A 25,197-nucleotide genomic window follows, 5' to 3' on the forward strand; every position below is an offset into this window, starting at 1 on the left:
GGCCAACACGAGCGCTCGATAACCAATCATGCCTCACGTGCGCGCCGGATTGCGGACGGCCTTCGCGAGGCGCTTACAGTAAAACCGCGCTGCGCAAGCTCGCATTCATTCTGCCCATATCGGGCAAGAAGTTGAAGTCCATTATCGTTGGCATCCGCTGTATGGTCGCCGCGTCAAGGTTCGAGACGTAGAGAATCGCAGCGGCGGCCGCGTGGTGCATGTCGACGCGGGCCCTGGAATAGTCAAGGTGGTGGCAGCGTGGATGCTGGATCGCGCAGTGTGTTCCGCCATGGAGCTCGGCGAGCCGAGGGTTACCGTGGCGGTGCTATGCGCCCTGCATCGGCTGCTTGTTGATCGGCGCTTGCGAGCAAACTCGCCGGACAGTTCCACCATCGTCCGGGAGAAACGCAATGGGCCAGCTGCCAAGGGGTGTTCCAGCACGACCGCAATCGCCGGCGGTGACGCCGCGCCAGATGAACATGGTGTTCGACAACGTCGAGCTTCAGGGAATGAACACGGCGCAACGCGCAAAGGTAATCACGCATCTTGCAAGCCTGCTGATCCAAGCCGCCGGCGCAACCACCGGGAAGGAGCGTGACGATGACGAACGCTGATCGTTTGCCGGCGCCCCTTCTCCAGCGCAAGGCAGTAGTTTATGTCCGTCAGTCGACGCAGGCCCAGGTCCAGATGAATCTCGAGAGCCAGCGTCGCCAGTACGAACTCGTGGGAGAAGCAAAGCGCCGCGGGTTTCGCGATATCGAGGTCATCGACGATGATCTGGGTCGATCGGCGAGCGGAACGGTGGCCCGGCCCGGCTTTGAGCGCCTGGTGGCATTGCTCTGTGCCGGTGAAGTCGGAGCTGTCCTTTGCCTGGATGCATCACGTCTTGCCCGTAACGGGCGCGACTGGCACCATCTGCTCGAACTGTGTGGTCTCGTCGAGGCGCGGGTCATCGACCTTGATGGCGTGTACGATCCCTGCCGACCGAACGACCGGCTGCTGCTCGGCATGAAGGGCAGCATTAGCGAATTCGAGCTCAACGTGCTTCGAACGCGCATGCTGGATGCCGCGCGTTCCAAGGCTCAGCGCGGTGAATTGCGCATCAGCGTGCCGATTGGCTATCTCTGGCATCGTGATGTCGGCCTGGGTCTTGATCCCAACCAACGGCTGCAGGAAGTGATACGCATGATCTTCACTCGCTTTCGCGAACTGGGTAGCGCACGGCAGGCTTTCCTGTCGTTACAGGCCGAACAAATCCACTTTCCGCGTCCGACCGATGGCAGGACCCTGACGCATTTCGACTGGACGCTGATACGTTACCGTAACGTGATCTCGGTGCTCAGGAATCCGTTCTATGCCGGGGCCTACGCATATGGCAAGAGTGGGAAGCAGACGACCATCGTCGATGGCCGTGCACATAAGACCTACAAGCACCGCAAGCCGTTCGAGGAGTGGGAGGTTCTGCTCAAAGAGCACCACGAAGGCTACATCGACTGGGCAGAATTCGAGCGCAATCAGAAGCTGCTCGCCGCAAACGCCTATGGCAAGGCAGGCGACGTAAAATCGGGGCGTGGTGGGCGAGCCCTGCTGGCAGGACTACTTGGATGCGCGCGCTGCGGACGCCGTCTGTCGGTGGCCTATACTGGACGCACACCGCGACCGGTCTACCGATGCTATCGCTTTGACCTGCCACCGAAGTGCATGAGCTTCGGTGGCTCTCGCATAGACGCCGCGATCGCGAGAGAACTGATGCGTGTCGTGGAGCCAGTGGCGATAGAGGCGGCCTTGCAGGCCGAGCAGATGCTTATGGATACCCTGAGCGAGCAGCGGCGAATCATCGAACTTGAACTGCAGCAGGCTCAGTACGAAGCCACGCTGGCAGAGCGACGCTACGCCGCCTGCGATCCCGATAACCGTCTGATCGCCGCGCAGTTGGAGAAGAATTGGGAGGCAGCGTTGCGTCGTGTACAGGCCTGCCAAGCGCGCCTGGAGACAACGCGCACATCGGCGGCACCAATCGCTGCTCCTGACTTTACGAAGCTCGCCGAGGACCTCGATGCCGCCTGGAATGCTCCAGGCGTCACCATGCGCATGCGCCAGCAGCTGGTTCGGGTGCTGATCGTCGATATAGTCGCAGACGTGAACGAGTCAACGCGTGAAGTCATTCTCACGATTCACTGGCAAGGTGGTCAGCACTCGCAGGTGCGGATCCGCAAACCCAAGACCGGCGAGCACGGATGCAGCACGTCCGACGAAGCGCTCGCAGTCATGCGCAGCATGGCAACCCGATGGTCTGATCAGGATATTGCCGCATCACTAAACCGGATGGGGATACGTACGGGCCAAGGCAAGACCTGGACTGCGCATCGCGTCAGCTCCGTACGGCGAGTGCGCAACATCTATGCGTACAAGTCGGCAGAGAAGGATGGTGACTGGTTGACGATGTCCGAGGCGGCGAAAGCGCTTGGCGTTACCCACTATATGATCCGGCGTCTAATCAACGATAAGGTTCTGCCTGCCGAGCAGGTAATGCCCGATGCCCCGTGGCAGATTCGCGCGAGCGATCTGCGCAGTGAAGCTGTTACGGCGGCGCTGACGCGCAAACATCGCCCGTGTCGCAACGACGTTGAAGGGCAACTCCCAATGTTTACCGAGGTTTCGGAAGGAGGTGCACAATGAACGCCCCATCACGTTGTATATCTGTGAGCGTCTCCGGGACCGCAAGCTGGTGCCATTTGAATACCTGTCGACTCGAAATCGCGTACTTGAATTGCCGCACGAACTCTTCAAGGTGGTGCTGCACGACGCGGTATAGATTCACCAGCTCGCCGTTGATGTCATTCAGCACCTCGACTGGTGCCGGCATCGGCCGTAGGAAGTACAAGGCAGCACCACCGCAGAACACCTCGACGTAGCATTCGTGTTGTGGGAATAGTGGAATGAGTTGCTCGGCCAAGCGACGCTTGCCGCCGAGCCACGGAATGATGGGTTGTGCCATTTAGGGTGCGAATTGTCTGTTAAACTCGCCCTGCCTTCGCGAAGGTAGCAGGGCCTTGGCTTCTCACTGTTCCGCGCAGTGAGTAAGTGACCGGCACGAGTGCTCCTACACTCGTGCCGGTCGCCTTGTTCCGAACAAAAATGAGGTGTTACTCGCTTGTGGGCGCATCCGGCCACCGCACATCCAGCGGGAAGCCCGGTTGTTCCGGCAGATCGCGAAGCGTCTGCCGATAGACTACCCACTTCTCCCGAGTTGCCGCCGACACGTCAGGCGCTTGTGTCCAGTCAGACGCACGAAGGAGCGAATCCCGTTGTTCTCGCGCCTTCTGTGCGGCAAGGACCGGGCGGAGTTCTTCGCCACGCTTAAGCAGGTCCGTAACGTCCGGCGGCACAACGGAGCAATTCCATTGTGCGATGAACGCATCGCCGCACTGAAGTCCCGTTTGCCGATCTAGTGGATGGCCTACCCAATAATCGCGCCCGTGTACGAGCTGCGGCCAGCGATCCTCAATCGCCATGATGAGAAGTTCGTGCTCGACCAAGTAGCCTCCTTACGTGTTGCGAATACGGGTGCATCGCAGGAACAACGTGCGCGGTGCAGCGTCACCGTTCCAGTTGTCGGTTCGGATGCCCTTCACGAACCATGTGTCCGGCGCATCCACAGTCGTCGTGCCGGTGCTTTGTCGAAGCGGGCCGAACTCAGCAAAATCGTACGGCTGACACGTTGCGCCTGCATTCGCTTTGCCATTGTCCCGGTTGTAGAGATCGTCTAGGATGCCGGACATCCACGAACCGCGATAAGCACACCAAAGGTTCCCGTCCGTGTTGAGCATTTGCTGCCCGCGCATGAACATGGTTCCGTAATCGTCCACTGACCACGTTACGAAGTTATAGGCGTTGTTGATGATCTCCAGACCGCCGCCATCGCGCGCTCGAAAGTACGTGCTAACGTCTTGGCCCTCTCGCCAGTTTCTGAGCTGGAAGTCCGCCTGCCAGCCTTGCTTACTGAGCGCCAAGCGGCCACCAACGGTACCGCCGGACGTGTTCAGCTTCGAGTCAGGATCGAAGCTCATATCCGTCCACAGTTTTCCGTGATTTTGACCGTTGATTGAAAGCCATGCGGCATTACGCTCGTTGTTCGTCGTGAGCATGTACGGCACACCATCGCCGCTTTTTACGGCGAACCCTTGCACCCATTGCTGCGTCGCGTAGGTTCCCGATAGCGCTTGTACGAATGCCGTCGTCGCGAGTCGTGTCGAGTTATCCTTTGCATCCGGTGTCGGGGCTGTCGGCGCTCCAGTCAGCGCTGGCGAATCGAGTAGCGCGACGCGCTGAAAATCGACCTCGGTCGAATACAGCGACGAAGCTGATCCCCCTTCCAACTTGATGCGACGGCAAGCGATCAGTCCGCGTGTGCCTTTCGGGTTTCCGTCCAGCACCTTGCGGATGCGCAGTTTTCGCGTGCCACGCGGAACGGCAGACGATGCACTCAAATACGTCCAACCCGCATCGGGAGGAGCCTTTAACTGCAGAGATTGCCCGAGAATCTTCGGCGGAGATGCGTCATCGTAGAATTCCGCATCGATATAGAAGCTTCCCCCGGTCAGTCCGCCAGCGAACAGTTCTGCTTGAAGACTGATCGTGACTCCATCGCCAAGCCCGACGAAGTCCGAGTAATCGACAAAGTAAACGACCTTACCGTCGAGATCACGATCAAGCGCCCAAAACGTACCTTCGCCGTAGCTGCCAATGGCTGGTTTGAGCACAAGGCCGTTCGTATCGATGTTGGACGAGTTCCCGGAAAACCACGATGCGCTTCCGAATTCAGCCGACCCATTGAACAGCAGGTTCGGACTGTTGACTCCGTTGACCCGGCCACCCGTTTGGATGCCCCCCGCAATACTGTCCGTGTAAATTTTTCGGATGCCCTTCAGAAGCTGCTTGTTGTCGTTTGGATCAAGTTTCATCCCGACGCTTTCGGGTACGGCGGCAAGCTCTTCTTGAACGGTTTGCATGAAGTGGCGAGTAACAACAGTCCCTTTGATCCCTTGCGAGGGATCGCCCGGATACCAGTTGCCATCAGGCGTGTTGATTCGTTGCATGGTTACTCTTCCTGGTAGATGAAGTAGACGAACGTGTCGGCTGGCTTCAGGTCTTGGAACACGGATTCGAGAATCGGGTCGGCAAACGTCAGCAGCGGCTCGCCAACCGCGCTTTCGTCAACACGGAAGTAGATTTCCAGTGAAGGCGAGCCGTGTACGGTTACACCCCATTGATAGACGATGTCCTCGATCCAGATCGCATCGCCGATCGCACCTTCGTCAACGCGAAATGGCTCCAGCTCGACGATTTCGATCCGGTAGCCCAGAGCGTTTGCCAGTCGCTTGAAGTACGCAATTGACATGCCGCCAGTCTCATTGACCTTGGCGACGACGGTCGATATGCGCTGTTGCAACGTCGCATCCACAGCCGGCGTGATGCCACACACACGCTCCCAATCTGGCAAGAGCTGGTGCGCAAAGAACGGCGTGATGCCGTTCACGATCGTTTCGGCGTCGGCGAGCGCGCGATCCAGCACCTTTCCTTCGGCAGTCAGCTCGGCCGCGAGACGCGGCTCACGCGGATCGTATGAGACGGCAGGAATAAGCCGCCCGAGCAGTTCGGCGTGTTCGTTCATGTCATCGTCCTCAACGTCACCTTGCCGAGCCGGCACCACTCGATCACCTGCGCATCGACCACTGGGACGACATTGGCCGTTGGGCTTTCAAGCACATAGTCTTCGATGCCAAGCGTATCGTTGATGACGCCGCCGATGCGGTTTCGAATGACCATGTCGCCAGGAGACACGATCGCGTTATAGGCTGCGAGACCGGATTCGACAGCCGATTGAGCCGCGTCGAGCGTGATGCCGTTCAGCTTGACGGCCGCCGTGACGTCGTAGGGCTTGATCGACGGCACGACAACGCGTGCATCCTTGGCCCGCACCGGCCGCTGATCGTCAATGTGCGCCTGCACGGCTTTTAATACGTCATCCGAAGGTAGGCCATCTTCGGTCACGATAACGACGTCGACCGTGCCGAGCCCCCGACGCAACGGATAGACAAACGCGGCCGTTACGCCGGCCACCTCCATCGCCCATTGCCAGTAATCATATTTGTTGCCACCGGCCGGTGGACGACGAATGCGCTGCAGCAGACGTGCGAGCAAGCTGTCGAGCGTTTCGATTGCCGTGCCGCCACGAAGATTGACGATTGCCAGCGTCGCGTCGGCGTTGACCGGAGGCACGGTGAGCGTGAGCGCATCGCCATCCTGGCGGTTTCCGTCGACACCGGCGTCGACGGCCACCACACTGACGACGAGATTGCCCGTCGCGTCGAATGTGCCATCGCTCGTCGTTACATACGCCGTGCCGTCCTGGTACTTCGCGCTCAAACCGCTAGCGAGCTGGACACCGGGCTTGCCTGTTACGCGCACCGTGCCGCTGGCGACAACGGCTGGTTTGCGCTCGATGCCGCGCAGGCGTGCATGCAGGATGAGATTGTCCTCGTCGGCCGTGTCCGGGAATATCTGCTTCGCCGTCCAGACCTGGTGCGCATACAGCCCTTCGATCACGCTGGCCACGCCGCTCGCGCGCACATAGTGGTCGGAATCCGGGCCGATGTCGGCGTCGGAACGCTGGTTCTTGATCTCGCGCAGAATGTTCGCGCGGACCTGGTCGAGCGTCAGAACAGTCGCCGGCATTACGACACCTTGACCGGATGCTGGAAGTGCTGAACGTCGCCTGTCGCGTCATGCACGTCGATGAGAAGAGCGAGCCAGCTTTTTTCGCCCGATGCGGACGACACCGATACCTTGCTCGCTCGCCCATCCTTGACCAGGGGCGCGAGCGCCTGCTCGGCATACTGGACTGCAAGGCGACGCACGCGAGGCGTATCCTTCTCTCGCGCAAGCGTGTGCAGCAGCGAGCCGACGTCCGGCGCGGCCCACCAGGAGCCGAGCGGTGTGGCGAGGCGGATATACACGGCGTTCGCGAGCGTCGTGGTCCGCGTGCCGGTATATCCGCCTGTTTGCGGGTTCAGAAGTGCGTCCATGCCGCGATTGTGATCGCGCGCGCGTGGACAATTCAGATGATGGAGGTCAGTGAGTGCCGCTGATGTCAGGCGACAGGGGTGCCCGTGATGCTGCCCGTTTCCGGATGCTTGTGGCCGTTGAAGCTCTTGCCGCTGATCACGGCATCCTTGTCGACGTTCAGGCTGTCGATGCGCGCGCCGTCGCCACCCGACATCGACATGCCGCCCTTGCCGGTGATCTGCTCGGCCACGTTGAGCGCGTGATCCATATTGACGGTCGGCGTCTTGAAGTTGACCGATTCTTCGGCTTCGATGTTCAGCGTCTTCGTCTTGATGTCGATGACGCGGCCGCGAGCGAGGACGATGGAATCACCTTCGTCCGTGTACAGCGCCACCTCGCCAGCCTTCAACGCCTTCAACCGATACTGACCATGCTCGGTCGCGATGACGATTCCATGACTCGTCTTGCCGCCGACCGGCACCACGACCATCATCGTGCCGGCCGGCGGCGAACTGGTGTAGCCGTAGTGTTGGAATAGTTCGAGGTCGACCATGTTCTCGCCAGCGAGACCTTCGCCGCGAACGGTCGCGGTCGGGCCGTTTGTCTGCACGCCACCGATCATTCCTCGGAAGGCTTGCCGAATGCCGGAAACCGCACGCTGGATGCGCTTGTCGATGTCCTTGATCATTTCATGATGCTCGCGTCGATGGTGGCGTCCGTGACTTCGATCGATGGTCCGCCGCGTTTCTTCTTCCGATGCTTGCGGCCCGAATGCGGATGCGCGTCGAGAATCCACACGCCATCTTCCTTCAGGGTCAGCGTCGTGTGCGTGCCGCCTGGACGGCCACCCGTGAATCGACGCGCCATCAGGAAGTAGATGGCGTCGATCCCGTATTCCTCCCATACGACGTGCACCCGTTGGCCCGGCTTCCACAGCACGCCGTCCGAGGTTCGGTGTCCCTTGACGCTCGCGCGCAGCGTGTGCGCGGCGAGTGCCGAGTCGGAAATGATCTTGCGCGCACGCGCTTCGGCCGCTGCCAGATTGGGCGCGTCGTGGTCGACGACTATCTTGGGGCGGTACACCGGCACATCCTTGTCTTTCACGGTCGCCTTGATGGCGTGCTTGCCGGCCTTCGATCCGGTGCCGTGCGCCTGGCCGAGCACCGTGACTTCCGAGTGTCGCTCGGCGATCGACAAATCCTCGTCGAACCACTCGACGTTGTTGCCCTTACCATCCTCGCGCAGGATCAGGCTCGCGACGGGCGGGGCATTGTAGTCCGGCCCGCCGACCACGAGCGTGCCGTCCGGATCGAACCACGGCCACAAACCTTCACCCTCGGCCGCGTGAACGAGCGCGTCCCATGCCGTGTCACCCGGGTCGACGCTGATCTTGTCCCACGTCGACTGCGCGCGCGCCGTGTCGATACGAATCTTCCTGATCCCGAGCGGTTTAACGATGTTCGCGACCACCTCCGCTAACGTGACCTGTTTAGCCGTGAAAATCGGTGCCGAGCAGTCGCGCAGGATCGCGGCATAGTCCCGGCCGCTGATCGACAGCGTCTTCTCGGTCTTGCTGGTGCGGCGACGCACCTGGTCGACGTAGCCGACGAGCACCGTGTCGTCGCCGACCTTCACCTGGACATGCGCGCCGGATTTGACCGTGTCCGGCATCTTGCCGGCCGGGCGCGTGAGGCGCACGTCCCACGCGTCGGCCGGCGTCAGCAGATCGGAATCGATCGAATACGACGACCAGGCGCTGTGCGCCTTGCCACCGATCAGCAGCGTCACGTCGTCATTGGGCGAAGCCACGGACAATGTCTCCTCGCTGAATGAAGTTCGGATTGCGGATCTGTGAATTCAGGCGCAGCAGCTCCGTCGAGCGCAAATAGTCTCCGTACCAGAGATGCGCCAGCAACGTGAGATTCGACGGCGCATCAACCGTGCGCGAAATGATCGGCGGCAGGACGTCGATCACCTTGATCGCCAGCTCCTGCACCGACAGTGCCGTCTCTTTTAACGGCTCGATAACGGGCCGAGCCTGTTCGACCGGCACGGCCGCGCGTACGGCGTCGATCGCGGCCTGGATCAATCCACGCGTATCGTTCGCGATCTGCTCGACCTGATCCGGCGTCAGCGTCGGGGTGTCGGCCTCATTCGCCAGGATGTCGGATGCAACGCTGGCCGTCACCGTGGCAACGACAACCGCCGTGACGGCCGTGACGAGCTGGATGTCCGATGCGTCAGCGGCAACGGTGCTAGGACGTGCCGGTGCATACGGCGTGGCGGGGTCGGTCGAGCTGCTGGGTGCGGCCGTCGTGGCCTGCGTGCCAGGAATGACGAGCGGCTGGCCAGCGGCCGACGCTGCAGGCAGCTTCACGACCGTCTTCATCTGGTCGCGCATGTCGTTCCAGTCAGACATGACGAGTCCTGGATCGAACGAACGGAAATCCGCGATACCGCTGACCAGGCCGATCAGGTCCGACGCGAACGCGCCCGGCCAGGACAGATAATCGACCGTCGCACGTCGAAAGCCGACGACAAGCGCCGTGATCGGACCGAGCGCCTCGCTCAGGACATCGCGCAAAGCATTGAGTCGGCGCAGGCCAGCCTTCATCGTCTTGAGCAGGCCGACTGCTCGCTCGAACATGCTGGTGCCGGCATCCTGCGCGGTGGTCGCGAGCTGCGCGGCGGCGTCAGCGGTTTGCGTCGGCCGCTGCTCAATGAAGAACGGATTGGCCGGCGTCGAGCGCTTGAACCGCATCTCGATCACACACGCGTCGACGTTCTCGGCATCATGCGACACGTGCGCGCCAATGAGCTGCATGCTTGGCATCGACCCGAACACCGGATGGATCAGTTCGCCCGGCCCCTTGATCGCGAGTGCGCCGAGCAGCGCCTGCATCCGATCCTCGTAATCGTCGCCGAAGAAGATCGCGGTAATACTGGTGGTGTGCGCCTTCAGGCCGAGATCTTCAACGTCTTCGCCGTCGACGTGCGGCACCGCGTATTCAGCGGTATCGCGGTCGATCGTATCGTCCGTGTGCTGCGCGTCGAACGGAACGCCGCGAAACGAAGCATCGAGCAGGCTATCTTTCCATGCCATATCAGAATCTCCGAGCCGCCTTTTGGCCGGCCATCGTGACGAAGTCGTAGAGATGCTGACCGTCCAGATTGATGGTGAAGTGTCCCTCGACAACAGGCGGCTTGCAGCATGGTCGCGGGTCAGCATGTCGAACTCTGCCCGAATGCTCCGATACATCAGTTCACGCATGGCTTTCACGCAACGCGGAATGTACAACACGTCACCTCCGAAATGCGCCGTAAGCTGATCGGCCGCTTCCGGGCCTACGATCTCGGCAAGCGCCTCGTAACGGATTTCGCCGAGACGCGAGCGGCGCAGCGCGACCGGGAACGTCGTGCCGCCGAGCTGCTCGACCAGGCGTACCGTCGTCGGCAGACCGATCAGCTTGACGATCGTCTTCACGACGTCGGGCAACAGGTGTTCGACACCATCGAACTTCATGCCGACCTCCGCTTCGCATCGTATTGCAGCGCGGCGATGAGCTTGCCGAGCATCACGTCGTCACAGAACTCGATCGCGTCGACCTTGCAGATTCGCTTCACCATGCCGCCGACGTAATCCCACGGACGGCCAGCGTCAGCTAGCAGCGCTTCAATCTTGCGAATCTGAGCGGCACGCGGCTGCGCAACGTGCGGTCGACGGCCGGCATCGCGCTTCGGTTTGAAGCCGCAGCGCTCGAAGTGCTTCAGCAGCTTGTGCGCCCCCTCCGGAGTCAGGTCTTTCGACGAGCCGACGCCGGCGATGCTGCGAAGCACCGTGCGGTATTCGTCGTCGGTCATCGCGAGCTGTTGTTTGGCGATGTGGATTTTGGCTATCGTTGTTTTCGCGATCAGCATCACGACCTCCACCAGCGCCGCAGTTCCTTGCGGCAAAGACAGACCAGGAAGACGATCCCGGCCAGGATGACGGCGATGTCAGACATGGGCCGCATCCGATTCAGTCACATCGACCGACGTGTTAACCACCACCCCAACCGAGACGAGCGAAACCGACTGGTTGACACGAGCGAAGTGGCGCAGCATCGCTCCCGGTGCGCTCCATGTAGGCATGAAGATCGTCGCGGTCTTGTCCAGGTCCGGGAAGTACTTCCGGGCCTTCCGCTTGCCGAATTGCTTCTCGATGTTCGCGCGCTGCGATGGTGTGTACGCGCAGATCTTCGTAGGCCGATAGAACCGATGTTCGGGCGCATCTGCCTTCAGATAGCTTCCCCGGAACCAGCCGTTCACGTAGACCATCAAGTCATAGCGACGCGGCTTCGTTCGCTGCACCTGAATCGTGACCGTGTCACCATCGCAGCGAAGCACGACGCACCCATACGGAAACGACAGTTCCGTGTCGATTTTCTCGATGTCTTCTCGCGAGAGTTTTGACATGGCTCCTCCCTATACCGGTTTCGCCGCCTGTGCGGGAGCGCGAGATTCGAGCGCTTCGATCGCGGCGAGGATCGGATTGTTAGCGCTCGACCATTCGCCAACATCCACCTCGAGGAGCTTTCCGACCGATTCGGCTAGGCGCGTGCCGTCCTCTTCCATCTGGTCGCGCTCGTCGATCGTCCGCGAAAGAACGCGCTCGAGCGCCTCTTCCGCCCCCGACTCGTTGGCGGACGCGGCGCGGGCATTCATCGCCGCAGCGATTTCCGTGGCAATAGAATCAGTGATCGCAACAGCAAGCTTGGCGTCTCCGCTCCAAATCTCGCGCGCGTGCGCAACAACTTTGATGTGACGTGGTGACCGCTCGTTCGCCGGCGCTGCCGGTGCGGGACGTGACAGCATCGGGTTGAGGCGCAGAACTGCATTCCAGAACTCGCGAGCCGCGTCGTCGACGGTCAGGTGGTCGGCAATAGTCACACGGCCGTCGTCGGCGATCGTGATGATCGGTTGGACCGATTGATCTAGCGACGTGAAGGCGATGCTAACGGTGCAATCGTCTTTGTAGGACATGGCTATGTACCTCTCAGATTGCCGCGAGATCGAGACTGATCGCGCGATATTCTTCCGTCTCGTCGACGCGCTCGTACAGCCGAATATATGGCTTGCTGCCCGTCACTCGAATGCTGTCGACGATCGCACGCATCGCCTTGGTCCACTTCGGATCGTCGATCGCGAGGCGGCGCAACGCGAGAATGCGCCCGGTGTTCACGTTGCCTTCCTTGTCGACCTGGAACGCTTCGTTGATCAGCACCTTGACCTTGTCGTTGCTGCCTTCGGTCCATTCGCGCAGGCACTCGTCGATCAGTTCCTTCGCCGCCTGCAGGCGCTCGTCGAACTGAAGGTGTTCGGCGATCTGGCGCACGATCTTGTAGCGACCGTCGAACGTGATGAGCGAAATGTTGCCCTTCGCGCCACCGACCTTGACGCCGTATTGCTCATGGCTGGTTGCGACGAACGCAGCGATGTCGCCGAATGCACGCGTCTTGAACTCAGCCATCTCCGACTGAAGACGCCTGGCTTCGGCCACCAACGACGTGATCGTTTGATCACGCAACTGGTCGATCGGCTCGACCAGCGATTCCGGAATGAGGCGGCCACGTGCGTCTTTTACGTAGCCGACCGGGATTTGATTCTTCGTCATAGCGTGTTCCTGGTAGGAAAATGGATTGACCGGTCAGTGCATGCGCCAGAGGTTCTTGCTCTCGATCGCCTCTTCGATCTTCTCTCGCACGCGCGGCCGCTCCGACAGATACTCATCTAGCCATTCGGCGAGGCCAGTGATATCTCCCTGAACGTGCAGCGTCAGGAGGTGATTCACTGCACCAACCATTTGCGAACCAATCTCGTCGTACTGTGCGATCTTGGTCAGAAGTTGCTGCACCGTTGCGTTCGCGCGGCGCAACTCGCATCGCAGTTCGGCCACACTGCTTAATGCCTCGGGGTTGGTCAGGGTTTGGCCTTGGGTGATATGGATAGTCATGCTTGTGCTCCCGCGATCGCTTCGATGTTGATGCAGTCGACGAACTTGAGCAGACGAGACGTTTCCTCGCGCGTCAGCTCGATCGTCTTCCGTCCCTTGGTTACCGTGAGGCGGCCGGCCGTCGAGAAGCCGCAGACGAAATCACCAGGCGCGGCATCGGTCGGAGTAAATGCCGGTGCTTTTCGCGCGGCTTTTGTCACGGTCTGTTTCGTGCCGTCGAACTCGCGCACAAGATCGTCGCTCGGGTAGTACAGATTGATCGGGGACGAGCCATCCATGACCTTCTTGTCGCGGATCACGCGCCCCTGGCGGATGTACGGATCGATGCGCGGCTGGATGTCCTTCGCATCCACGTCGAGCTGCTCGGCGAGCTGCGCGCCGGACGAACCCGGGTGGTCGATGATGGCCTGGAGAATCTGCTGTACGGATGCCATGTTCATTCCTTTCAAGAGAGGGTTTGATATGCCTTGATGAGCTTGCGAGCGGCAGAAACTCCCTGCCAGAACTCTTCCGTTGACTTCTCTTTGATGAGACGTTTCGCCATCGAAATCGCAGCGGCTTGCGTCTTGCCACTTGCAATACGAAAGCCTGTGCCAACGTGCGTCACGACAAATGCCGGCTCGCCCGCCGTTGTTGCAACCGGATTGGCATGAGCAGCAAACAGCTCCGTCGGATATTCGGGAAAATCGATGCGGTCGCCATCGACCGCAATACGACGGGCACGACGCCCTTCGTCAGAGCATGTGAAAACGTGTAGCTTCATAAAAGGACTCCTAATATAGTTTGATGATCTTCGGGAAAGGCGCTGCTTCTGTTTTTAGTGTCCTCGCTCCGTCCATAGCACACGGATCTCGCCGACCTTGAACTGGCCGGTGCGGTAACGTGAGATGCCCGAGCCACCCGTGCGGTAGTACGTGGCTTCACCTTTCGCGATCATGTCGGCGCAGACCTCGCAGTTCTGCACCTGGATCGTCGGCTTCGAGCCGTTCGAGAACTCGATGCCGATGACCGTGAAGCCCTGCGTGGTGAGCGTCTCGATCGTCGCTGCGAGACGCAGTGCCGTGAGCTGCATGAGCTGATTGATCGGTGGCACGGCCGGATTGAGGGCGTTACAGTTCGTCATCACTTGGACTCTCCTTTAACAGGGCGCAGCGGGCAGTTGCGGCACGTGCGCCAGTGGCTCAGTTCCATCGGGTTATTGATCGGGGCGCGGCGATTGGCGAAGGACACGCATACCGTCAGCGAGATCGGCTGCCCGGTATGCGTGCACTGCACCTGTCCGAACGTCTTCAGGACTCGGGCGGCGACGCGATCGGTTTTGCCGGGGTATTTGCCCGACAGGACAAGCGAAACGGTAGTTCGTGAGACGTCGAGCAGCTTGGCCACGTTGGTTTGCGACGTCGCGGCGACAGCCTCGCGAAGCATGGCGAGCCAGTCCGGATCAGCATGCGTCATGGTCCGGCTCCTCTTGCCATACGATCTTCCCGAGGTTCGGGTCGTAGACCGATTTCGTGCGCTGGATCATCGGCGGGCGCGGGCCGCTGTACTTCGATGCGATCAGGCGGTACCGAGCCTGTTTCGCGCCCTTGCCACGGATGTATGCGTGACCCGAATCAACGAGTGTCAGGTAGCCGGCATGCGACAGGCATTTGACGTAGGACTGCGCCGTCGAGTCGGTAATCGCGACGTCGGGCGTCGACGCACGCATAGCCAGCTCGCGCGGCGTGAAGTCGCCCATGATGCGCATCGTGCGCCACATATGTTCGTTGCCACGCGACTGCATGACGGGCTGGCCCTTGCGATCGAGACGCGGGGCTTCGACACCGACGTCGCGGACGAGGCGATAGTGCTTCCGATCACTGATCGCCTTGCGCTCGCCGATCTGCTCGACGTACTCGCCGCGTTCCAGCGCTTGCAAATACGTCTGAACGGTCGCCTTGTCGATGTCGGCAGCACGGACGATGCTGTGCGGGGTGAAGTCGTCTCGCTGGCTGCGAATCGCTTCCCATACACGCTGTCGCGGACCCTTGCCGCCGGTCAGTTCAAGGTGGGCGGGTTTTCTAGCCATGTTTGCCTCCCTTCACAACAGCGAGAGCGGCGAGCGGGAGGCAAGTCAGCGCAGCGAACAGCACGACGATCGTCCAGGTAGCCAGATCGATCCAGGTCGACGAAATCAGCAATCCGGCCAGGAGTGCAGCGAGCGCCACTGCGGACATGCGAGCAACGAACTGAATCGCGCGGCCGGCATCGGCGGCGGCATTCGCTTCGGGTGTGATGTGGTGGTCGATCATGTCGACCTCACACGCGGCGCTTCGGCGCTTCGCCGGTGTACAGCTCGCGCTTGCCCCACTGCGCGAGGTCGATCGCATCCTTGCCGGCCATCAACGCTTCCTCCTGGATACGTTCGAGGTTCACGCAGACGCGACGCACGGACCCGTGCGCCAGTTCGACGAGCCGCGTGAGCAGATCGTCCGCAACCGTGATGTGTCGGCAATACAGCGTCGCGAGCTGGCGGGCGTCGTCGATCGTGACGGGCTGTGCCGGCACCCAGGCCAGCACGCGGCCGTGCATACGCTCCCACTTCTTGAGTTTGATCGGCAGCGCTTCCTCGCCGATCATCAAGATCGGTGCCTGGCTCGACTCGTACAGATCGCGGACCAGCTCGACCGCGTTGCGGTCGACCAGGTGATCCATCTCGTCGATGATCAGCGGCCGGCCGGACGCGGCCAGTTCTTCGGCGACCTGATCGGCCATCTCGGGGATCGTGCCGCCGGGTTTGATACCCATCTCGAACAGGATCGCTTTCAGGAAATGCTTCTTCGTCCAGACCGACTTCGCCTGCACGTAGCGCGCGCGGCGAGCGTTCGCCACGTAGTTCGCGGCCATGCTCTTGCCGTAGCCGGACGGGCCGTAAAAGCACACGAGACCGGGCAGGTTCGCGCTGCGCGAGACAGCTCGCTCGATCGCGATGTCGCACAGGTTCAGGTTGGTGATTTGAGCGACGCCGCCTACAATCGGTTTGAGCGTGGATTCGAGTTGTGTCATGCTTGCTCCTGTTGGTGTTACTGATGGCTGGCGAGCTGCAACTCTTCAGCCTGTTCCGCGCGGCGCTTTTGCGCCGCAAATTCTTTGCTCAACGCGTATCTGCCGTACCACTGCAATTCGTCCTGGTCCGGAATGCCTCCTGTTTCGATGTGTTCGTTCAGGGTCTGCCACCGGGCAAATCGCAGTTCGGGTGTTTCCGGAAGCTGAAACACGGTGGCGGTTTCAGTGACGGCTTCCGGTTCCGATTGCGGTTCAAGGACCATGGGCGCGGCCGGTTCGATGTCGATCACTGGCTCGACGTCCACAAAGCGCCGACTCAGCGCGTCGCGCGTGATGTCGCCGAACCCTGGGATCGTGATGACCTCGGGCGTTTCGAGGGTGAGTGCCGGTTGGCCACGACGTTCCGCCTCGACCTCGTCGAGCTTCACTTGCAGGCGATTCGCTCGCGCATCGGCACGCTTCTCGCGAGCCTGTTCGACAGCGGACTGCGGCATGTAGGCCCGTTCGTTCGCGCCGGCCTCGGCCTGGCAGATGTAGCGACCGTCGAGCGCGTAAATCCAGACGAACCGCGCATCGTTGATGTCGTAAGCGACTTGAACTTCTTCGTCGTGGAATTCGAGCAGCTCCTGCGGATTCGAATACCGGTGATTCAGGAACCGAACCTCGCCGCGCGCGACGGTGCGCTTGATACGCGGCCGGAATACCATGCGCGCATCGTGTTCGTCGAGCGTGTCGGCCTGCCAACCTTGCGCGCCATGTGCCGCCCACGCTTCATTGGGTGACATGTGCCGACGCTTGCCGGTGTTTGGATCACGGATGACGGGTAGCGTGCTATGGGGACGATCGTTGTACGCGTCGACCTGTTCCTGGCAAAACTGGATGAACGCGTCCCATCCCATCAGCGAGATCGCGCCGCCGTGCTTGAGAGCGTCGCGCGTGATCTTGAACATCACGTGCTTGGCCTGGCGGTCCATGTCCACGCCCATGTACGACGGCAGCGTCTTCGCGGCGGCGACCCACAGCGTCTGGTGAAGGCGCTCGACGACACCTCGCGCCTGCGAGTTGTACGGAATCGAGTGCGTGACGACGAAGCCCAGGCGACCCTGGACGCCGACGCCTTCGTCTTTCAGCAATGCGTTCTTGTAGCCGGACCCGTTGTCGACGTAGAACATGCTCGGCACGCCGCACTTGAGTACTGCGGTACTCAGCGCGTCGAGCACGGCGAACGACGACTCGGCCAGGTCGAGCGAGATGCCGACCGCGCGTCGCGTGGCGACGTCGATAATCGACGTGATCTCCGGCCGGAACGGCCGACCGTGCAGCGGGTGCTGTACCTCCGCGTCGAATGTATGGCCGTCGGCCGACCAGATGTCGTTCGGCAGCAGCTTGTCGAACGTGCGCCGGATAAACGGCAGCATGGTCTTCAGCTCGCGCGACCCCATGCGTCCCGTGTGCAGCGTCACGGTGCCGAGCTTGTCGAGAAACCGGCGCACCTGGTGGATGCTCGGCACGTCGTAGGTGACCCGCTGCACGGCGCATGCCGTCGTGAAGTCACGATAAGCTTGCTCGACCGACGGTTTCTGCGGCTGCTGATAGTGTTCGAGGAACTGCTTCGCCCACTCGGGAATCACAAAGCTCGACTTCGGAATCTTCGGTGCAAGGGAACCCTGTTTCGACAGGCCGAGATAGCGCTTCAGCGAGCGAATGCTCGGGAATTCGTCGCCCTTGCGGCCGCGCGGGTCCTTGGCTGCACGCAGCATGGCCGTCATGTGATCGTCGAGCGTGCCGAGGCGGGCCTGCGTGAGCAGCGTGTGCATCGCCGCCTCGCGCGAGACTCGGCACTGCGTCATGATGCGGTCGAGCATGGACAAGATGCCCTTGCGCGCATCAGCGCGCAGGCGCTGCGCGTCCGTTTCGACGAGTTGCAGTTGCTGCTCGCGACGGATGACGGCCTTGGCCGTTTGAGCGGGGACGGACGTGACGAGCGCCGCCGACGCGCGGTGGCGAATCGCCGCTTGTGCTTCGGCCGGCAGACTGTCCAGCGCGTATTCCAGGCCCTTACCCTTTGCACGGCGGCGTGCTGCCCACTGTTCCCGAGTCGCGCTATAGCGCACGCCCTGTTCGGTGGTCGGCACTCCGGGCAGCCCGAGCGTTGCGAGTTCGGGAGCGGTGTAGTGTGATTTGACGATGGCCTGCATTACTCGGCCTCCGCTTCATCGAACCGTAGCTCAGGCGCGCGATCCTTCGTGACGTTTTCACGGTGGTAGCCGGCCTGGGTCATCGCGCAGGTCAGTGCCGCGATTGCTTCGGCCTGCTCTTTGCCTGATGCGTAGTAACGGCAGAGCACGGCCGCCGCATCGGCAAACGCGCTTTGCAAGGATGCGAGATCGGAGACGCCCGGGCGACGACCAGTCGGGATCTCGATGACGACGCGACGGCCGTCCGCGATGCACAGGTATTCGCTAACGAAGCGGGCGTCGCAGAATTCTTCGAATTGACGCACGCGGTTCAGCGGCATCGACGTCTCCGCGAGCCACCGGTACATCGTTTTCACCTCGACGCCCATCAGATCGGCAAGCACCTTCGCGGGCCGGCGGCGCTCGGCAGCATGTTCAACGCACAGCTCGAAAGCCTCGCTCAGGCTTGTCGCGTGCAGGGATTTCCAGGTCCGTTTTCTCATCGTCATGATGTCCAGGTCGAGAATTGCGCCGGTAGCGCGACAGATTCAGGGCGGATACGATTCAATCCATCGCCACGGTGGCGGATCGCACACTACGTGGCACACAAACAGGAGATGACGGTGACAAAACGGGCGTAAAATTGCGTTTCTCGTATCTGCTCGGCCAGATAGTTTCGGGTTCGACGCCGATTGCGTTCGCGATGATGCGTTCGGCCTTCGGATATGAACTGTCGAACGCCTTACGAAGCGCACTCGAGTTGCTGTAGCCGCATGCGTTCGCCAGCCGTCGAATGTTCCAGCCCTTTTTTTCGAGGGCATGCTTGATGTCCGCCTTGTCCCAATCCTCGGCGGCTTTTTTTGAGGTATCAGATGTGCTCATGTGCTCATCACCTTCGTTAAACATGTGAGCACATGGTAACCATATCGTTTCGGCTGCGCAATCGAAAATTTGCGGTGAGTCGAAAATTTCGTTTCTCTTTCGGTTGCTGTGAGACAGAAATTGTCGCTCGAACCGAAATTTCTTTTTCGGATCAATGACCTATGACGGAATCGAAAGCCGATGACCGAACAGATGTGTCGGTTTCGTTTCTTGCTCCCGGAATCGAAAGCCGGATTAATGAGCTTTGCCGCAGGATCGGCGACCGGGAAGCTGCGGCGGCGGTTGCCGGCGTTTCGGCGGTGATGTTGCGCCGGTACATTAAGGGGGAGAGCAAGCCCCCGTTCGAGGTCATCGCCAATCTTGCGAGAGCAGCGGGCGCAGGGTTGGACTGGGTAGCGTTCGGGGATGCAGCTTCAGCGACGAGCGGCGTTCACGCGAACGCGCCCCTGAGCGAAACTCCTCAAGCAGTCGCGGTTCGGGACACGCTTGGAAACGCGGTGGATGTATCCGAATTCGTCTTTATCCCCAGGTACAACGTGAAAGCAGCAGCCGGACACGGTCAAGCAGTCACCGACGAATCGCTCAAGCACACGATGGCGTTTCGCCGGTACTGGATCGAGAACTATTTACATGCGAAACCGACCGACCTGTCGGTGCTATCGGTAAAGGGGGATTCTCTTCAGGGGATGTTGAACGATAGGGATGTGATCCTCATCGATCGAAGCCAAACGACTGGTTCCGCTGGGCTTTACGTGCTGCGGATTGATGGAGACGTGATCGTCAAAACGTTGCAACGGCTGCCGGGAGGCATTCTTAAGGTAAGCAGCGCGAATACCGCATACGAGCCATTCGAGGTCAATATGGCGCAGCCGCCGTCCGACTTCGAGATCATCGGCCGTGTGGTTTGGGCGGGCCGGCAGATGTAGGCGGTGTGGATAACTTCCATTTCCCGGCTACTCCGGTGTCAAAATCTTTGCGAAATCCGCGCATTTCGCAGTCATTTTTCGCAGAATCCTTCGCGCACCGTCGCGTCCGCCGAAATCGCTCAACGCCTTGTGCTGCGGGCGTTCGAGCGACTTTCGAGTGCAGATTCTGGCGGTGTCAAATCGAGCACCTCCCCACAAAGAATCCATTGACGGCCCCGCAATCGAAGATGCCTTAGCGGACGCCATCTCCCATTCCAATATCGATAAACTCCATCAAGTCACTTTCAACGATTCCGCTACGAAAGGCATTCGCCCGCGCCAAAGACGGCGGCCATTCCGCTTTCCTCCAACGGCGCGCAGCGCCGCTCGAAAAATTCTCCGCCCTTCGAAAGTCTTCGGCGGGGGCGCACGCTCGACGAACGCGCATCCCTCGTCGGATGCGAATCGACACGCCTGACCGAACCCTCCGTCACTCGATCACACTGTTCCGATCGCCCTTCAGCAGCAGTTGCGGCACCTGACTGAACCGATACGTGCCGCTCGCCGCATCGAGATCGAACACCCAGACGAGATCGAAGCGATCGTCAGGCCACTTCGGCGGCACCGTCGCCTTGCCGAGCGGCAGCGCATTGGCGATCGCCGGAATGTCCTCGTGCTGCCACGCGATCAGCACGCATCCCTTGCTCGCCGCGGCTGCCTGCGCCAGCTCCTTTTCCTGCCCTTTCGTATACGCGTCGCTGATCGTGCATCCGAGCTTGTGCGCGAGCGGTGTGATCGTGTCGATCGGACGCGCGCTCTTCGCATGCTTCGCGACCGCCGCCGCGAACAGGCAATCGGGCGTCGCGAGTTCCGAGCTCTGCAGCGGGCCGCGGCTCGGCGCGAACAACGCCGCGAGCGCGCCCGCGCGTTGCCAGCCGAACACCGTGAGCGCCTCGACGTCCTGTTCTCCCTTCGCGTTCACGCCGTATGGCGCATCGTTTCCGTCCGGTTTCTCCGCGTGCCGGATGATCATGATCTTGTGAGCAGTCGGGCTGGCCATTTGCGCGTCCTCCTTATCGTTCTTCGTCGACGGCGGGCAGACGTCGCTCGACGCGTGCGTCCGCTGTCGTCTGCCGCCGTCCTCTGTGATAGCAAGCGAATCGAGCAAAAGCAATCGAATTGCGCTGCCCACGGACGGCTCACGCTTCGCCGTTCGATCGCGATGCTCGCGCCGCGCGGCCTGCGAAAGGCGCGTCGCCGCCCGCCAACAGCCCCGACGTCGCCGGCTGCCCGCGACCGGCGAACGCGGCGCCGGCGGCCGCTCGCGCACTGCTCGCATGACGGAGCGCAGCGATCGCTACAAACGCGACGAGCAGCCCGGACAGCACGTCGACGAGATAATGCCCGCCTTGCGTCGGCGTCGACGCGATCATCCAGCCGTTGAACAGCAGCGCGAACGGCGCGACGACGCGCACGCGTCGCAGCGCATAGGCGAACAGCACGCCGAGCACCGTGTGGAACGACGGCAGCGATACCGTCCCCTGCAGCGCCGACGGATCGAAGACTCGCAGCGTCCCGTCGCGCAATCGCACGAAATCGCTCACGCTCGACAGCGCGGCCGGATCGGACACGCGGAAATGCAGGAACGCGCTCGCCGCCGGATACGGCGCCGAAATCAGCAGCACCAGCACGCTCGTCAGCATGAAGAGCGAGACGAACTCCGACAGGGCGTCGTCGCGCCCCGTCAGGCCCAGCCAGATCGGAATCGCGATCAGCTGCCATTTCGCGCTGTCGTACGCGAACGCGAGCGTGCGCTGCAGCGCCGAATGCGCGCGAACCCGGTCGTAGGCGGCCAGCCAGTCGAAGCCGAGACGCGCGTCGAGACGAATCAACGCGTCGTCGACGAGCGGCGGCCTCAACGTCACGCAGAGATAGGACAGGATGCCCGCCGCCGCGACGAACGCGGCCAGCAGCGCCAGCCACGCGAACGTGCGGGACGCCTCGCGATAGCGAAAGCGCATCGCGACGTCCGCATAGCGCGGCATGCGCGCGACGCCGCCCAGCACGATCGAGAACACCGCGCACACGGCAACAGCCCGCACGGCCGCGACGGCGCCGGCCCCTTGCAGCACGTAGCCGCCCGCGCGCAGCCACACGGCGTCGACGAGCGCCACCGCGGCGCACAGTGCCCAGCCGAGCCGATAGGGGTGCCGCGCGAGCGTGCTGCGGCACGGATCGGCGGATGGGGCGGTGTCGGCACGATGCGTCATGAGGTCGCTCTTGTCTTACGAATGATTGCGTGCGGCGCTTCCCGGCGCGGTTCGGCGGATGCGGCCGCGCGCGGCCCTCCCAAACGACGGAGACCGATGGCTCGGGCGTCGGGCGTCGCTCATCATAGATCGCTGGCCGCACTCGAGTCGATTGTTGTGAATATGCATATGCGCTGTCCACAAGCGCATGTCACGAACGTTCATGTCGCGAATGCGCACGTCGCGAACGCGCGTGTCGCAAACACGCATGTCGCCTCCTTTCACGCCGCCCACGCGCGCTTCGCGTCCCCTCGCCGCGCATCCGCCCGCCCTCAGTCAAGCGTTTCGCCAACGCGCCCGTCGCAATCGTCACGCGCCGATTCGCCTGCGCGCGCCGGACGTTTTCGCTATCATCGGGCGAATGGCGCCGGCAAGCCCGAAGCGGCAAGTCGCGCCCGATCCGTCAGGCTCGAAAGAAAAGCCGGGCGAACAGGCCGCGGCCGCATCGCCGCGCACCGTTTTGCCCGCCTCCGACCGAGCGGCCCGCCCCGGGCCGTCGACAACCCGCCGCCCGTCCGGCGCGCGCCATCGCATGAACGATTCACTCCGCCTGATTGCCCGACTCCTGATCCCGATCGCAACGCTCGCGAGCGCATCGCCCGCATCCGCCGATTCACTGGCGCTCGACGCCGCGCTCGGCTGCTCGTCGACGGGCCACGCGTTCGTCGCGCCGCTCGTCGCGAGCGGCGCGATCCGCTCGCAGCCGATGCACGTCGAAGCGAACTCGATGAACGCGTTCCGCACGAACCATTCGCTGACTGCCTACGGTTTTCCGGTCTACGTCGTGCTCGGCTATCAGGCGAACGATCCGATCTTCACGCACGGCGACGGCACACCGATCGGCGACTGGGCGTACGGCGTCGTCTTGCGGGGCTCGAAGCAGGCGGTGGAGGCGAAGGTGCGCGAGGCGGGCAGCCAGGCGGTCGTCAAGGATGCGTTTCCGTTTCTGACGGCGATCGTCTGCACGTCGCCGTAAGCATGCCGAAATGCGCGGCCGGCTTGCAGCGCGGCCCGCGCCCGACGCCGAGCCACAAAGCCGCGCCGCAAAGCCGAGCATCAAAGCCGCGCCGCAAACATGGCGGCGTCGCCCGCGCCCCCACCCCGTCAAGTTTGCGCGTCGTGCAAGGCGGCATGCGCTCGCCGAGGTTCGACGCGCGCATCCGCGGCGACATGAGTGAAGTGAACGCCGGCCGCGCGACGGCAACCGACGCCCCGCGCCCCGCGCCCCGCCGCAGCCTACCGCCGACACGCGCGACGAAACACGCGACGACACGCGCGCCGCGCCGCCGCAACGCGAATCACGCGCCCGTATAGACGACGCGATACGGAATCCCGACTTTCTCCCACTCGGCCGCCTCTTGGCTGAGGCTGTAGTCGGTGAGCGGATTCTGCTGGACCCACGCGCTCGGCAAGTGCACTTCGTAGCCGCCCTTTTTCATCTGCGCGATGTTGATGTCGGGCAGCCCGGCGTCGTTCCGACGTCGGCACAGCAGCGCGGCGAGACGCAGGCAGAACAGCAGCGGCCACTCGACGTCGCGCGCCTGCGACAGCTTGCCGAGCTTGCCCGCGTGGCCCAGCACGAGCGCGGCGAGCCGCGCCTGATCGGTGCGCGAGAAGCCCGGCATGTCGGCGTTGCTCGCGATGTACGCCGAATGCTTGTGATACGCGCTGTGCGAAATCGACAGCCCGATCTCGTGCAGCGCGGCCGCCCAGCCGAGAAACGTGCGGCTTTCGTCGCTTGCCTCGCCTTCGGGCTCGTCGAGCTGATCGTAGAAGCGCGCGGCGAGCACGCCGATGCGCGCCGCCTGCGCGCGATCGACGCCGTAGCGGCGCATGAAGCCGTCGACCGTCACCGCGCGCATGTCCTCGTGCTGCGTGCGGCCGAGCAGGTCGTACAGCACGCCGAGGCGCAGCGCGCCGTCCGTCGTGTCGACATAGTCGATGCCGAGCTCCTCGAACGCGGCGAGCATGATCGACAGCCCGCCCGCGAGCACCGGCACGCGATCGGGCTTGAGCGCGACGAGCTTCAGGCGGTTCACGTTCTCGGCCTTGATGAGCGCGCGCTTCAGGCGCTCGAGGCCGCCGCGCGAGATGCCGTGCGGCACGCCCGCGTCGTTGAAGCCGTTCGCCTCGACGAGCTCCGCGAGCGCGCGCGCGGTGCCGGACGAGCCGATCGCCTGATCCCACCCCGCCTTCTTGTATTCGCCGGAGATGATCTGGATCTCGCGCTTCGCGGCGAGCTCGGCCTGGCGCATCGTGTATTCGTCGACGTTGCCGGCCGGGAAAAACGCGCGGCTGTGGCTCACGCAGCCGATGTAGAGGCTCTCCATCACGAGCGGCGTGTAATGCTGGCCGATGATGAACTCGGTCGAACCGCCGCCGATGTCGACGACGAGCCGCTTGCCGGCGCTCGCCGGCACCGAGTGCGCGGCGCCCGCGTAAATGAGGCGCGCCTCCTCGCGGCCCGCGATCACCTCGATCGGGAAACCGAGCGCCGCCTCGGCCTCGGCGAGGAACTCGCCGGCGTTCTTCGCGACGCGCAGCGTGTTGGTCGCGACCGCGCGCACGTGGTCCGGGTGAAAGTCGCGCAGCCGTTCGCCGAAGCGCTTGAGCGCCTCCCAGCCGCGCTCCTGCGACGCGCGGTCGAGCATCTTGTCGCGCGACAGGCCCGCCGCGAGCCGCACGGGCTCGCGCAGCGCGTCGACGGGATAGATCTGGCTGCCGGCGGGCGTCTCCTCGACGCGCCCGACGATGAGCCGGAAGCTGTTCGAACCGAGATCGACGGCAGCCAGTAGATGCGGTGATGTAACCATCGAGAG

The 25,197-nt window shown here is 62.3% G+C and carries 30 protein-coding genes and 1 pseudogene; 4 read left to right on the forward strand and 27 right to left on the reverse strand.

Going from position 1 to position 25,197, the window contains the following annotated elements:
• Positions 1-410: 410 nt before the first annotated feature.
• Entirely contained in the window at positions 411-614 is a 204-nt protein-coding gene (locus WS91_RS32205) for a hypothetical protein (RefSeq protein ID WP_082717267.1), read from the forward strand.
• Positions 601-2,679 (forward strand): recombinase family protein, encoded by a 2,079-nt coding sequence (locus tag WS91_RS05835; protein WP_059669918.1) that lies wholly within the window; start codon positions 601-603, stop codon positions 2,677-2,679. The genes WS91_RS32205 and WS91_RS05835 overlap by 14 nt, the downstream gene beginning before the upstream one ends.
• Here WS91_RS05835 and WS91_RS05840 read toward each other — a convergent pair.
• The 24 genes and pseudogenes from WS91_RS05840 to WS91_RS32230 all read right to left on the reverse strand — a co-directional run.
• A pseudogene (locus WS91_RS05840) lies at positions 2,678-2,998 on the reverse strand (DNA adenine methylase); the annotation flags it as partial. The gene WS91_RS05835 and the pseudogene WS91_RS05840 overlap by 2 nt on opposite strands.
• Positions 2,999-3,146: 148 nt before the next feature.
• Entirely contained in the window at positions 3,147-3,539 is a 393-nt protein-coding gene (locus tag WS91_RS32210) for a tail fiber assembly protein (protein WP_038719145.1), read from the reverse strand.
• A gap of 9 nt (positions 3,540-3,548) precedes the next feature.
• Positions 3,549-5,099: a hypothetical protein gene (locus WS91_RS32215; protein WP_082758098.1), complete on the reverse strand. Its 1,551-nt coding sequence runs from the start codon at positions 5,097-5,099 to the stop codon at positions 3,549-3,551.
• A 2-nt stretch (positions 5,100-5,101) separates the two neighbouring features.
• Positions 5,102-5,674, reverse strand: a complete 573-nt coding sequence (locus tag WS91_RS05850; protein ID WP_004549651.1) for a YmfQ family protein — start codon at positions 5,672-5,674, stop codon at positions 5,102-5,104.
• On the reverse strand, positions 5,671-6,738 hold the full coding sequence (locus tag WS91_RS05855; RefSeq protein ID WP_059669920.1) for a baseplate J/gp47 family protein: 1,068 nt from the start codon (positions 6,736-6,738) through the stop codon (positions 5,671-5,673). The genes WS91_RS05850 and WS91_RS05855 overlap by 4 nt, the downstream gene beginning before the upstream one ends.
• Positions 6,738-7,088 (reverse strand): phage GP46 family protein, encoded by a 351-nt coding sequence (locus WS91_RS05860; protein WP_038730277.1) that lies wholly within the window; start codon positions 7,086-7,088, stop codon positions 6,738-6,740. The genes WS91_RS05855 and WS91_RS05860 overlap by 1 nt, the downstream gene beginning before the upstream one ends.
• 65 nt (positions 7,089-7,153) lie before the next feature.
• Positions 7,154-7,756 (reverse strand): phage baseplate assembly protein V, encoded by a 603-nt coding sequence (locus WS91_RS05865; RefSeq protein WP_006025666.1) that lies wholly within the window; start codon positions 7,754-7,756, stop codon positions 7,154-7,156.
• Positions 7,753-8,877 (reverse strand): phage baseplate assembly protein, encoded by a 1,125-nt coding sequence (locus tag WS91_RS05870; protein WP_059579172.1) that lies wholly within the window; start codon positions 8,875-8,877, stop codon positions 7,753-7,755. Before WS91_RS05870 ends, WS91_RS05865 begins: the two co-directional genes overlap by 4 nt.
• A complete protein-coding gene (locus WS91_RS05875) occupies positions 8,861-10,591 on the reverse strand; it encodes a DNA circularization N-terminal domain-containing protein (protein ID WP_231751984.1) in 1,731 nt (576 codons plus the stop codon). The genes WS91_RS05870 and WS91_RS05875 overlap by 17 nt, the downstream gene beginning before the upstream one ends.
• The gene (locus WS91_RS05880) at positions 10,588-10,986 is read right to left on the reverse strand and encodes a gp16 family protein (protein ID WP_063889469.1); all 399 of its coding nucleotides are present in this window, start codon (positions 10,984-10,986) and stop codon (positions 10,588-10,590) included. Before WS91_RS05880 ends, WS91_RS05875 begins: the two co-directional genes overlap by 4 nt.
• Positions 10,987-11,064: 78 nt before the next feature.
• Complete coding sequence (locus WS91_RS05885) at positions 11,065-11,523, reverse strand: hypothetical protein (protein WP_156432295.1); 459 nt, start codon at positions 11,521-11,523, stop codon at positions 11,065-11,067.
• Positions 11,524-11,532: 9 nt separating this feature from the next.
• Complete coding sequence (locus WS91_RS05890; RefSeq protein WP_059582598.1) at positions 11,533-12,090, reverse strand: hypothetical protein; 558 nt, start codon at positions 12,088-12,090, stop codon at positions 11,533-11,535.
• Between the two features lie 13 nt (positions 12,091-12,103).
• A complete protein-coding gene (locus tag WS91_RS05895) occupies positions 12,104-12,721 on the reverse strand; it encodes a DUF3164 family protein (RefSeq protein WP_017880478.1) in 618 nt (205 codons plus the stop codon).
• Between the two features lie 33 nt (positions 12,722-12,754).
• A complete protein-coding gene (locus tag WS91_RS05900; RefSeq protein ID WP_017880479.1) occupies positions 12,755-13,060 on the reverse strand; it encodes a hypothetical protein in 306 nt (101 codons plus the stop codon).
• Positions 13,057-13,494, reverse strand: coding sequence for a hypothetical protein (locus WS91_RS05905; RefSeq protein ID WP_038719153.1), 438 nt, complete (start codon positions 13,492-13,494; stop codon positions 13,057-13,059). The genes WS91_RS05900 and WS91_RS05905 overlap by 4 nt, the downstream gene beginning before the upstream one ends.
• A gap of 11 nt (positions 13,495-13,505) precedes the next feature.
• Positions 13,506-13,823 (reverse strand): hypothetical protein, encoded by a 318-nt coding sequence (locus tag WS91_RS32225; RefSeq protein ID WP_080109822.1) that lies wholly within the window; start codon positions 13,821-13,823, stop codon positions 13,506-13,508.
• A 54-nt stretch (positions 13,824-13,877) separates the two neighbouring features.
• On the reverse strand, positions 13,878-14,183 hold the full coding sequence (locus WS91_RS05910) for a hypothetical protein (RefSeq protein WP_059669921.1): 306 nt from the start codon (positions 14,181-14,183) through the stop codon (positions 13,878-13,880).
• Positions 14,183-14,515 (reverse strand): helix-turn-helix domain-containing protein, encoded by a 333-nt coding sequence (locus tag WS91_RS05915; protein ID WP_059641506.1) that lies wholly within the window; start codon positions 14,513-14,515, stop codon positions 14,183-14,185. Before WS91_RS05915 ends, WS91_RS05910 begins: the two co-directional genes overlap by 1 nt.
• On the reverse strand, positions 14,502-15,128 hold the full coding sequence (locus WS91_RS05920; RefSeq protein WP_059669922.1) for a helix-turn-helix domain-containing protein: 627 nt from the start codon (positions 15,126-15,128) through the stop codon (positions 14,502-14,504). The genes WS91_RS05915 and WS91_RS05920 overlap by 14 nt, the downstream gene beginning before the upstream one ends.
• Positions 15,121-15,351, reverse strand: a complete 231-nt coding sequence (locus WS91_RS05925; RefSeq protein ID WP_059669923.1) for a hypothetical protein — start codon at positions 15,349-15,351, stop codon at positions 15,121-15,123. Before WS91_RS05925 ends, WS91_RS05920 begins: the two co-directional genes overlap by 8 nt.
• 7 nt (positions 15,352-15,358) lie before the next feature.
• Positions 15,359-16,105, reverse strand: a complete 747-nt coding sequence (locus WS91_RS05930) for an AAA family ATPase (protein WP_038730309.1) — start codon at positions 16,103-16,105, stop codon at positions 15,359-15,361.
• Between the two features lie 17 nt (positions 16,106-16,122).
• Positions 16,123-18,303 carry a DNA-binding protein gene (locus WS91_RS05935; RefSeq protein ID WP_059669924.1) on the reverse strand — a complete coding sequence of 727 codons (2,181 nt, stop codon included), beginning with the start codon at positions 18,301-18,303 and terminating at the stop codon, positions 16,123-16,125.
• A complete protein-coding gene (locus tag WS91_RS05940) occupies positions 18,303-18,791 on the reverse strand; it encodes a hypothetical protein (RefSeq protein ID WP_231751985.1) in 489 nt (162 codons plus the stop codon). The genes WS91_RS05935 and WS91_RS05940 overlap by 1 nt, the downstream gene beginning before the upstream one ends.
• Positions 18,792-18,846: 55 nt before the next feature.
• Complete coding sequence (locus WS91_RS32230) at positions 18,847-19,164, reverse strand: helix-turn-helix domain-containing protein (RefSeq protein WP_080109826.1); 318 nt, start codon at positions 19,162-19,164, stop codon at positions 18,847-18,849.
• Positions 19,165-19,325: 161 nt separating this feature from the next.
• Here WS91_RS32230 and WS91_RS05945 point away from each other — a divergent pair, with 161 nt between their 5' ends.
• Positions 19,326-20,090, forward strand: coding sequence for a S24 family peptidase (locus WS91_RS05945; RefSeq protein WP_051078833.1), 765 nt, complete (start codon positions 19,326-19,328; stop codon positions 20,088-20,090).
• A gap of 469 nt (positions 20,091-20,559) precedes the next feature.
• Here WS91_RS05945 and WS91_RS05950 read toward each other — a convergent pair whose 3' ends face one another.
• Positions 20,560-21,129: a hypothetical protein gene (locus tag WS91_RS05950; protein WP_059669928.1), complete on the reverse strand. Its 570-nt coding sequence runs from the start codon at positions 21,127-21,129 to the stop codon at positions 20,560-20,562.
• Positions 21,130-21,268: 139 nt separating this feature from the next.
• Positions 21,269-22,339, reverse strand: a complete 1,071-nt coding sequence (locus WS91_RS05955; RefSeq protein WP_059669925.1) for a phosphatase PAP2 family protein — start codon at positions 22,337-22,339, stop codon at positions 21,269-21,271.
• Between the two features lie 571 nt (positions 22,340-22,910).
• On the opposite strand from WS91_RS05955, the gene WS91_RS05960 reads away from it, so the two are divergent.
• Positions 22,911-23,354, forward strand: coding sequence for a hypothetical protein (locus WS91_RS05960; protein WP_059581036.1), 444 nt, complete (start codon positions 22,911-22,913; stop codon positions 23,352-23,354).
• Between the two features lie 322 nt (positions 23,355-23,676).
• Here the strand turns inward: WS91_RS05960 and ppx are convergent, their stop codons facing one another.
• The gene (gene ppx, locus WS91_RS05970) at positions 23,677-25,191 is read right to left on the reverse strand and encodes an exopolyphosphatase (RefSeq protein ID WP_059580923.1); all 1,515 of its coding nucleotides are present in this window, start codon (positions 25,189-25,191) and stop codon (positions 23,677-23,679) included.
• Positions 25,192-25,197: the final 6 nt, after the last annotated feature.

The organism is Burkholderia sp. MSMB1498 (assembly GCF_001526245.1).
Classification (GTDB): Bacteria; Pseudomonadota; Gammaproteobacteria; order Burkholderiales; family Burkholderiaceae; genus Burkholderia; species Burkholderia savannae.